This window comes from Curtobacterium sp. B18, assembly GCF_000333375.1.
GTDB lineage: Bacteria > Actinomycetota > Actinomycetes > Actinomycetales > Microbacteriaceae > Curtobacterium.
On record NZ_BACZ01000646.1, the window covers coordinates 1 to 9,214 of the forward strand.

Annotated in this window: 12 protein-coding genes; 5 read left to right on the plus strand and 7 right to left on the minus strand. The window is 73.0% G+C overall.

Annotation, left to right across the window (positions count from 1 at the left end):
* The coding region (locus I5E_RS17335) for a hypothetical protein (protein ID WP_022908102.1) at positions 1 to 320 on the minus strand (320 nt) is incomplete at its 3' end.
* A gap of 141 nt (positions 321 to 461) precedes the next feature.
* Between I5E_RS17335 and I5E_RS17340 the strand changes: the two genes are divergently transcribed.
* Complete coding sequence (locus tag I5E_RS17340) at positions 462 to 956, plus strand: MarR family winged helix-turn-helix transcriptional regulator (protein ID WP_022908103.1); 495 nt, start codon at positions 462 to 464, stop codon at positions 954 to 956.
* 38 nt (positions 957 to 994) lie between these two features.
* On the plus strand, positions 995 to 1,435 hold the full coding sequence (locus tag I5E_RS17345; RefSeq protein WP_022908104.1) for a VOC family protein: 441 nt from the start codon (positions 995 to 997) through the stop codon (positions 1,433 to 1,435).
* 6 nt (positions 1,436 to 1,441) lie between these two features.
* Here the strand turns inward: I5E_RS17345 and I5E_RS17350 are convergent, their stop codons facing one another.
* The 6 genes from I5E_RS17350 to I5E_RS17375 all read right to left on the minus strand — a co-directional run bounded on the left by I5E_RS17350 (position 1,442) and on the right by I5E_RS17375 (position 6,792).
* Complete coding sequence (locus tag I5E_RS17350; protein WP_022908105.1) at positions 1,442 to 3,313, minus strand: ABC-F family ATP-binding cassette domain-containing protein; 1,872 nt, start codon at positions 3,311 to 3,313, stop codon at positions 1,442 to 1,444.
* A 298-nt stretch (positions 3,314 to 3,611) separates the two neighbouring features.
* Entirely contained in the window at positions 3,612 to 4,010 is a 399-nt protein-coding gene (locus I5E_RS17355; protein WP_022908106.1) for a PLDc N-terminal domain-containing protein, read from the minus strand.
* Positions 4,011 to 4,113: 103 nt separating this feature from the next.
* On the minus strand, positions 4,114 to 4,557 hold the full coding sequence (locus tag I5E_RS17360; protein ID WP_031263058.1) for a molybdenum cofactor biosynthesis protein MoaE: 444 nt from the start codon (positions 4,555 to 4,557) through the stop codon (positions 4,114 to 4,116).
* Complete coding sequence (locus tag I5E_RS17365; RefSeq protein ID WP_031263059.1) at positions 4,554 to 5,063, minus strand: MogA/MoaB family molybdenum cofactor biosynthesis protein; 510 nt, start codon at positions 5,061 to 5,063, stop codon at positions 4,554 to 4,556. The genes I5E_RS17360 and I5E_RS17365 overlap by 4 nt, the downstream gene beginning before the upstream one ends.
* Entirely contained in the window at positions 5,060 to 5,551 is a 492-nt protein-coding gene (gene moaC, locus I5E_RS17370) for a cyclic pyranopterin monophosphate synthase MoaC (protein WP_031263060.1), read from the minus strand. The genes I5E_RS17365 and moaC overlap by 4 nt, the downstream gene beginning before the upstream one ends.
* An 11-nt stretch (positions 5,552 to 5,562) precedes the next feature.
* Entirely contained in the window at positions 5,563 to 6,792 is a 1,230-nt protein-coding gene (locus I5E_RS17375; RefSeq protein WP_022908108.1) for a molybdopterin molybdotransferase MoeA, read from the minus strand.
* Between the two features lie 119 nt (positions 6,793 to 6,911).
* Between I5E_RS17375 and I5E_RS17380 the strand changes: the two genes are divergently transcribed.
* The 3 genes from I5E_RS17380 to I5E_RS17390 form a co-directional block, all read left to right on the plus strand.
* The gene (locus tag I5E_RS17380; protein ID WP_261974985.1) at positions 6,912 to 7,817 is read left to right on the plus strand and encodes an MTAP family purine nucleoside phosphorylase; all 906 of its coding nucleotides are present in this window, start codon (positions 6,912 to 6,914) and stop codon (positions 7,815 to 7,817) included.
* Positions 7,814 to 8,884: an NAD-dependent epimerase/dehydratase family protein gene (locus I5E_RS17385; protein ID WP_022908110.1), complete on the plus strand. Its 1,071-nt coding sequence runs from the start codon at positions 7,814 to 7,816 to the stop codon at positions 8,882 to 8,884. The genes I5E_RS17380 and I5E_RS17385 overlap by 4 nt, the downstream gene beginning before the upstream one ends.
* Positions 8,885 to 8,899: 15 nt before the next feature.
* Positions 8,900 to 9,214 (plus strand): hypothetical protein (locus I5E_RS17390; protein WP_031263062.1); only part of this gene is annotated, 315 nt, incomplete at its 3' end.

The following is a 9,214-nucleotide window of genomic DNA, read 5'->3' on the forward strand; positions in this document are numbered from 1 at the left end:
CCGCATGGGATGAAGAACAGTTCCACACCAGACGGCTCGCCGAATGCCTTGGTGCTGAGGATACCATTGGCAACGCCAGCGAGCGGCAGCAGGACGCGGCCAGCGACCGCGTTTCGCCGAGCGACGACCGGCACGCAGGCGAAGAAGGGCGTCGAGAGGAAGGTCCAGCACGCCACTCGCCAATCGCCGCCGACGATCCACCACGGATAGAGAGGGTAGAAGGGCTGGTTCGTGGCGACGAGGAGCGCGATGCGGTTGCACGCCGCCGTCAGCGGATCGGGATGTGCCGCATAGTCGCCGAGGCGGCGAACCAGATTCATGCGGGATCGGAAACTGGACGCAGGCGATAATGGCTCACGCCCCATTCCTCGCCGTCAGCATGGCCGAACAGCCCGGCGGTAGCCATCCTCCCATGACGCGGCGACTGGTCGTGCAGCCCCGGCTTCCGCCAAGATGGTCAGATGCCGCATGAGGACGAGGTCGACCGCATCGTCGCGGCGTGGGGTCGCGAGCGCGCCGACCTGGACTTCGGTCCGCTCGAGGTCCTGTCCCGCGTGGACCGTCTCGCGCGGCACCTCGACCGTGCCCGACGTGCCGCGTTCGACGCCGGTGCCATGGAGCCGTGGGAGTTCGACGTCCTGTCGGCGCTGCGGCGGGCGGGCGAGCCGTACGAACTGAGCCCGAAGTCGCTGCTGCAGCAGACGCTGGTGTCGAGCGGCACCATGACGAACCGGGTGGACCGGCTCGCGGCGCGCGGGCTGGTCGGCCGGCGCACGGACCCGAGGGACGGCCGGGGCATCCTCGTCTCGTTGACGGCGAAGGGCCGGGTCGCCGTGGACGCGGCGATCGCCGACCTGCTGACGGCCGAGCGGGACATCCTGGCCGGGGTCTCCGACGACGAGCAGGACCAGCTCGCCGGACTGCTCCGTCGACTCATCCTGGGCCTCGGGGACTGAGCCGTCCCAGCGGCGAGACCGGGCGTAGTCTCCGGCCCATGCACGCGATCACCCTGGCCGTCGCCGACGTCGCACGATCGGCGGCGTTCTACCGCGCACTGCTCGGCATCGAGGGCAGCGGGATCATCGGCACCGAGTACCCGTCGACCGAGACCGAGGCGGGCGGCACGACGGCGATGTTCACCCTCGACGACGGGCTCATCGTCAGCGTCTACGGCCGCGACGACATGGTGAAGGACTCGGGTGTCGACCTCGCCGACGGCCCCGCGGCGACGATCGGGCACTTCGTCGAGAGCCAAGCCGACGCCGAGGCGTTCCTCGACCGGGCCCGGGCCGCCGGCGCCACGATGCTCGCGCCGCCGTACACGCGCCCGTGGGGGATGTGGTCCGGCTTCTTCCAGGACCCGGACGGCCACCTGTGGGAGGTCGTCGCGAACCCCGGCGGCGGTGCACCGTCGGAGGCACAGCCGGCCGAGTAGACCGTCTCAGACCCCGAGCTGCTCCGCGACCTCGAGCCAGCGCTCCTCGAGCTGCTCGATCTCGGCCTCGTGCGCCGCCAGCTTCGCCTGGAGCTCCCCGAGGCCCGCGTAGTCCGCCTGGTCGTGCGTCGCGAACTGGTCGAGCAGCTTCTTCCGGTCGTCCCCGACCTTCGCGATCTTCCGGTCGAGCGCCGACATCTCCTTCTCGGCGGTCCGCCGCTCTGCGCCGGACAGGCTGGAGGCGGCCGCAGCGGACGCGCCGGGACCGGTCGACGCCGTGGACCCGGCCACGGGACCGGCCGAGCCGGTCCCGCCTGCGGTGTCGGGCCTCCCGGCTGACGCGGCGGCAGCCGCAGAGGCGGTCCCGCCACCGGTGCCGGCTGCACGGAGTCGCATGTACTCGTCGACGCCACCCGGCAGGTGCCGCAGGTGGCCGCCGAGGACGGCGTACTGCTGGTCCGTGACGCGCTCGAGCAGGTACCGGTCGTGGGAGACGACCAGCAGTGTGCCCGGCCAGGTGTCGAGCAGGTCCTCCATGGCGGCGAGCATGTCGGTGTCGAGGTCGTTGGTGGGCTCGTCGAGGATGAGCACGTTCGGCTCGTCGAGCAGGATGAGCATGAGCTGCAGGCGGCGCTTCTGCCCACCGCTCAGGTCCTTGACCGGCGTCGACAGCTGCGCCGACGTGAAGCCGAGGCGTTCGAGCAGCTGGGACGGCGTCATCTCCTTGCCGTCGGCGACGTAGCTCGTCTTCTTGCGGGCGACGACCTCGCGGACGCGGTCGTCTGCGAACTGCGCGAGGTCGGCGAGCTGCTGGTCGAGCACAGCGACCTGCACGGTCTTGCCCGTCTTCACGCGGCCGCTCGTGGGCTGGAGCCGTCCGGACACGAGACTCAGCAGGGTCGACTTGCCGGCACCGTTCGGACCGAGGATGCCGGTGCGCTCCCCCGGCGCGATCCGCCACTCGATGCGGTCCAGGATCTCGGTGCCGTCGAACGAGACGCTGACGTCGAGCAGGTCGACGACGTCCTTGCCGAGGCGCGCGGTGGCCGTCTTCGCGAGGGCGACCGTGTCGCGGATCGGCGGCACGTCGTCGATGAGGGCGTTCGCCGCGTCGATGCGGAACTTCGGCTTGCTCGTACGGGCCGGAGCACCGCGGCGGAGCCACGCGAGCTCCTTGCGGGCGAGGTTCTGCCGGCGCTGCTCGCTCGCGGCGGCCTGCCGGTCGCGCTCGACGCGCTGCAGGATGTACGCCGCGTAGCCGCCCTCGAAGGGGTCGACGACGCCGTCGTGGACCTCCCACGTGTCGGTCGACACGGCGTCGAGGAACCAGCGGTCGTGCGTCACGACCACCATGCCGCCCTGGTTCGCCGACCACCGGCGGTTGATGTGCTCCGCGAGCCACTGGATGCCCTCGACGTCGAGGTGGTTCGTCGGCTCGTCGAGGAACAGCACGTCCCAGTCGCCGACGAGCAGCCGCGCGAGCGCCACGCGACGCCGCTGCCCACCGCTCAGCTCGTCCACCGAGACGTCCCACGGAATGTCCGACACGAGGCCGCCGATGATGTCGCGGATCTTCGGGTCGCCCGCCCACTCGTGCTCGGCCAGGTCGCCGACGACGACGGTGCCGACGGTCTCCCCCGCCGGCAGGATGTCGCGCTGGTCGAGGTAGCCGACGGTCAGCCCGCGGCGGTGCGTGACGCGGCCGCCGTCCGGCTCGAGGCGCTGGGCCAGCAGGGCGAGGAGGGTCGACTTGCCGTCGCCGTTCCGGCCGACGACGCCGATGCGGTCACCCTCGTCGATGCCGAGGGTGACGTTGTCGAAGACGACCTTGGTGGGGAACTCGAGATGGAGGTTCTCGGCGCCGAGGAGATGAGCCACCCGTCAAGGGTAGGCGGCGCGGCGGGGTGGTCGGTGCGGGGGTTGGTGAGGGAGCGCGGGCGCGCACGGTGCGGGGTTGGTGAGGGAGCGCGGGCGCGCACGGTGCGGGGTTGGCGAGGGAGCGCGGGCGCGCACGGTGCGGGGTTGCTCAGCGGGTGCGGCGCTGCCCGCTCGGTGCGAGCTTGTAACGCCGCACGAAGCGGTCAACCTCGCACCGGCCGACGCACCTCGCACCGGCCGACCGACCGCGCACCGTGCGCCGGACCGCGCACCGTGCGCCGCCGACCGGACGCGCGCGTCAGCTCGACGGCGCGACGTCGCTCTCGCCCGCGGCTTCCTTCGCCCGCTTGAGGCGCGCCTGGGCCTCCCAGTACTCGATCTCGCGCTCGAGCTCGGCGAGTTCCTGCTCCGTGCCGCTCACGCGCTTGTCACCGTGGGCGCTGCGCGCGTCACCGAGCGTGGCGTACCGGTCCTCGTGGCGGTTCGGCTCGATGTACCGTCCGTGGTTCCGGTCACCGGGGGCCCAGTCGTGCCCGACGGCGAACCACACGATGCTGCCGACCACGGGCACGAGGACCACGAGGAGCACCCACGCGAACTTCGGGAGTCCACGGACCTGGTCGTCGCCCTTGGTGAGGATGTCGATCAAGGCGAAGACCAGCAGGACCACACCGGCCCCGTACAGCAGCACGCTCATGGTCCCGGATTCTATGGATCCGCTCGGAACCCGCGCTACGCCCCGAACGCGTGGCGCGGTTGCGATCCGGCAACGGTCAGCTGCGGAGTCCCACAGGGTCGGATCAGAGGGCGGCGACCCACTCGTCGGAACCGTCGGTGAACCGCTGGTGCTTCCAGATGGGCACCTGCTCCTTCACGAGGTCGACGAGGGCCCCGCAGGCAGCGAAGGCCTCGGCGCGGTGCGGCGACGACACGGCTGCGGCGAGCGCCACGTCCCCGATGCCGAGCGCGCCGACGCGGTGCAGCACCGCGATGCGGACCTCGGGGTGGGCGGCGGCGATCGTCCGGGCCACCTCGGCGATGACCTCGCCGGCGCTCGGGTGCCGTTCGTACTCGAGGGCGGTGACCCCCTTGCCGTCGTCGTGGTCGCGGACGACCCCGGCGAAGGTGACGACCGCGCCGTCCTGGTCGGTGGCGACGACGGCGGCGACCTCGTCGACGGTGATGGACCGGTCGACGACGTCGGCGAGGACGACCCGCTCGGGGGCGTCGGCGGAGCCGTTCACGAGGCGCTCCGCGGTGCGTGGCCCTCGCCCGAGACCTGGGCGAGGACGTGGTCGAGCAGGCCGTCGAGGACCCCGAGCCCGTCGGCGACACCACCGCGCGAGCCGGGGAGCGCGACGATCAGGGTGCCACCGGCGATCCCCGCGACGCCCCGGCTCAGCAGCGCGGTGGGGCCGGCGCCGGCGAGCCCACGGCGGCGGATCTCCTCGGCGATGCCGGGCAGCTCGAGGTCGATGAGCGGCGCGATCGCCTCGGGCGTGCGGTCGGTCGGGGTGACGCCGGTGCCGCCCGTGGTGATGACGACCCGGGCGTCCGACAGGAGCTCGGCCGACACCGTCTCGGCGATCGGGCCGCCGTCGGGGACGATGATCGGCTCCGTCACGGTGAAGGAGCGTTCGCGGAGCCAGCCCGCGATGACGGGGCCGGTCCGGTCGAGGGCCGGGTCGGCGGAGGCCTGGGTGGACACCACCACCACGGCCGCTCGTCCCCGTGTCGGCTGCGAGGTCATCGGTTGCTCCAGTCCCCCGAGCGCCCACCGTGCTTCTCGAGCACCCGGACGTCCGTGATCACGGCCGCGCGGTCGACGGCCTTCACCATGTCGTACACGGTCAGTGCTGCGACGCTCGCGCCGGTGAGGGCTTCCATCTCGACGCCCGTCCGTGAGGTGGTGCGCACGGACACCTCGACGACGACGCGGTCCTGTGCCCCGGTGATGTCGACCTCGACCCCGGCGATCGGCAGCGGGTGGCAGAGCGGGACCAGGTCGGAGGTCTTCTTCACGGCCATGATCGCGGCGATCCGGGCGGTGCCGATCACCTCGCCCTTGGGGAGCGATCCGTCGAGGATGCGAGCGACCACGTCGGGACGGGTGACGAGCGTCGCCGTCGCGGTGGCGGAGCGTGCGGTGACGTCCTTCTCGGAGACGTCGACCATGTGCGCGGTGCCGTCGGCGCGGACGTGCGACAGGTCACCGCCGGGCGGGGTCGGTTCGGACATCGGTTCGCCGGTCAACGGAGGCTCCAGACGGTCAGGGGGTCGCCGGGTTCGACGGTGGTGGTGCCGACCGGGACGTGGACGAGGTGCGTGGCCGCGGCGTAGTGCGCGAGCAGGTGCGAGCTCGGGCCGCCCACGAAGTGCACGCGGCCGCCCTCGACCCGGCCGCGGCGGACCTGGTGCTTGGTGGACGGCGAGGTCGCCGACTCGGCTGCGGGGAGCTCCTGCGCCGGCCGGTCGTCGGGCAGGCCGGCGTCTTCGGCGAGGAGCGGCCGGAGGAACAGCTCGAACGAGACCAGCGCCGAGACGGGGTTGCCCGGGAACGAGACCACCGGCACGTCCCGGCCCGCGAGCTCGACCGTGCCGGACGCCTGGGGGCCGCCGGGCTGCACGGCGACCGGGGTGACCACGAGTCCGCGCGGTTCGAGGGCCTGCCGCACCACCTCGTACGCGCCGGCGCTGATCCCGCCGGTGGTGAGGACGAGGTCGGCCCAGTCCCCCACCGCCTCGTCGAGGGCACCCGTGAACGCGGGGACATCGTCCGGCACGCGGACCGCCCGCGTCTCGACCCCGACCTGGGCGAGGGCGGCCCGCAGGGCGATGCCGTTCGCGTCGCCGATCGTGGCGTCACCGGCGCCGCGGAGCTCCGACCCGGTGGAGACGACGAGCACCCGCAGCCGCCGCACGAGGTCGACCGCCGTGACCCCGGCGGACGCCAGCGTGCCGAGCAGTGCGGGCGTCACGGCGGTGCCGGCCGGTGCGAGTCCGCCGCCGCGTGCGAGGTCCGTGCCGGTCCCGCGCACGAACGTCCCCGCGGCGAGGTCGTCCGGCACCGTGACCTCGGTCAGGGACAGCGCGGCCGGGAAGGAGCCGGGTCCCGTCGCCTCGACCGGGAAGACCGCGTCGGCGCCGTCCGGGATCCGCGCTCCGGTCATGATGGGCGCCGCGGTCCCGGGGTCCAGCGGAGCGGGGACGACCCCCGCGGGGACGGGCTCGACCACCCGCAGCACACGACCGGCGTCGGCGGCGCGGACGGCGAAGCCGTCCATCTGGCTGTTGTCGAACGGTGGGAGCGGCACGGGTGCGACGACCGCACGTGCCAGCACGCGGTACCCCCGCCCGCTGCCGGCACCGGTGGCGAGGTCGTCGACGTCCCGCGCCTCCGGGACGGACGTACGCCTGCCGGACAGGACCGGCGCGACCAGGGCGGCGATCTCGTCGCGGTGCTGACCGATCGTTCGCACGTGCGCCTCCGAACAGGTGAGATGTGTGCCCGCTCCCGGTTCGACCGAGGGCGGTCCCAGTAGCGTAACGAGCGCGCAGAACGCGCCGAGGACCATTCGGAGGACCTGTGGAGAACGACGTGACCACGACCGGAGCTGTGGACGAGACGCGTGTGGGCATCGGGGTGATCGGCGGTTCGGGACTCTACGAGCTGTTCGAGCCCGGCACCGCGGACGAGGTCGACGTCGACACCCCGTTCGGCGCCACGTCGAGCCCGATCAGCATCGGGACCATGTCCGGCAAGCGGGTGGCGTTCCTCACCCGGCACGGCCGCGAGCACTCCGTGGCGCCGCACCGCATCAACCACCGGGCGAACCTGTGGGCACTGCGCTCGCTCGGCGTCCGTGCCGTGGTGTCGTCCAGTGCGGTCGGTGGCCTGCACCCCGACTACGCCCCCGGGACGTTCGTCGTCACCGACCAGCTCATCGACCGGACGTGGGGCCGAGCGGACACGTTCTTCGAGGACGCCGTGCAGCACCTCTCGTTCGCGGACCCGTTCGACCCGGCGCTCCGACGCGTCGCGATCGGTGCGATCGAGCGCCTCGACGTGCCCTTCCGGCCGACGGGCACGTGCGTGGTGATCCAGGGGCCGCGGTTCTCGACGCGTGCGGAGTCCATCTGGATGCGCGAGGCCGGCGGCCACACGATCAACATGACGATGACGCCCGAGGTCCCCCTCGCGGCCGAGCTCGGCATCGGGACGGTGAACCTCTCGTTCGTGACCGACGCCGACGCTGGCCTGGCCCCGTCCGAGGCCGAGGCAGAGGCGCAGGCCACCGCCGGAACCGGCGAGGCACCGGTCACCCACGGCATGGTGATGGAGCGCCTGGCCCGGGCGAACGAGGTGATCGTCCGAGCGATCGGTTCGATCGTCGCGGCGATCCCGGACGACTACACCCCCCGGGAGCTCGTCCCGGCCGCGGCGAGCGCGAGCGCGATGACGAGCGCACGGCCCGCAGCAGCGACCACGGAGGCCTCCGCGTGACCCGCCTGCTCGTCACCGGCGGCGCCGGCTTCATCGGGTCCGCGATCGTCCGCCGTGCCCTGGCCGACGGCCACGAGGTGCGCGTGCTCGACTCCCTCCGCGACGACGTCCACGGCGACCCCGCGGAGATCGTCACCGCGCACCAGCAGCAGGGCGTCGAGTTCGTGCACGGCGACGTCCGCGACCGGATCAGCCTCGACGCCGCCCTCGACGGGGTCGACGTGGTCTGCCACCAGGCCGCCAAGGTCGGACTGGGCGTCGACTTCCAGGACGCCCCCGACTACGTCTCGTCGAACGACGCCGGCACCGCCCACGTCCTCGCCGGCATGGACCGCCACGGCATCGGCCGCCTCGTGGTCGCCAGCTCGATGGTCGTCTACGGCGAAGGCGCCTACACGACGGCGTCCGGCGAGCCCGTGCGCCCGCCGGCCCGTCGTCGCGCCGACCTCGACGCCGGGGAGTTCGACCCGATCGGACCGGACGGCAAGCCGCTCCTGCCCGGGCTGATCGACGAGTCGGCAGCGCTCGACCCGCGCAACGTCTACGCGCAGACGAAGGTGGCGCAGGAGCACCTCGCGTCCTCGTGGTCGCGAGCGACCGGCGGTCGGGCGATCGCGCTCCGCTACCACAACGTCTACGGTCCGGGCATGCCCGCGAACACCCCGTACGCCGGGGTCGCCTCGCTGTTCCGGTCGGCACTCGCCCGGGGCGAGGCGCCGCGCGTCTTCGAGGACGGCCGCCAGCGGCGCGACTTCGTGCACGTCGACGACGTCGCGGGGGCGAACGCCGCATCGATCGCCGCGACGGCGGACCTGCCCGCCGAGACGTTCCGGGCGTACAACGTCGGGTCCGGCATCGTGCACACGATCGGGGAGATGGCCGCCGCGATCGCCGGGCCCGAGGGTCCCCAGCCGGTCGTCACCGGCGAGTACCGGCTCGGGGACGTCCGGCACGTCACGGCGTCGTCGGACCGGATCGCCGCCGAGCTCGGGTGGCGTGCCGAGGTCGACTTCGAGCGCGGCATGCGGGAGTTCCAGTCGGCGCCGCTGCGCGCGGCGGTGCGGTAGCCGGCGCTCGGGGCGGTGTGCGCGCTGGGGTACTGCACGAAGGCGTTCCTCGTCCCCGTCTTCCTCGTCGTGGTGCCGGTGTGGGCCGTCGTCCGCTGGTTCCAGGACCGTCCCGGGGCCCGGGAACGCCGTTCCGTCCTGCTGCCCGTCGTCGCCCTCGTCGCGGTGGTCCTCGTGTCCGCACCGTGGGTCGTCGCCCTGTCCGTGAAGTTCGGGCGGGTCGAGGTCGGCTCGTCGCTGACCGTGAACGTGTCCGGCAAGTTCAGCGACTCGTCCGGCAAGGACGCCGACGAGTACCGGATCCCCCACCACCGAACGCGCGGGCCGTCT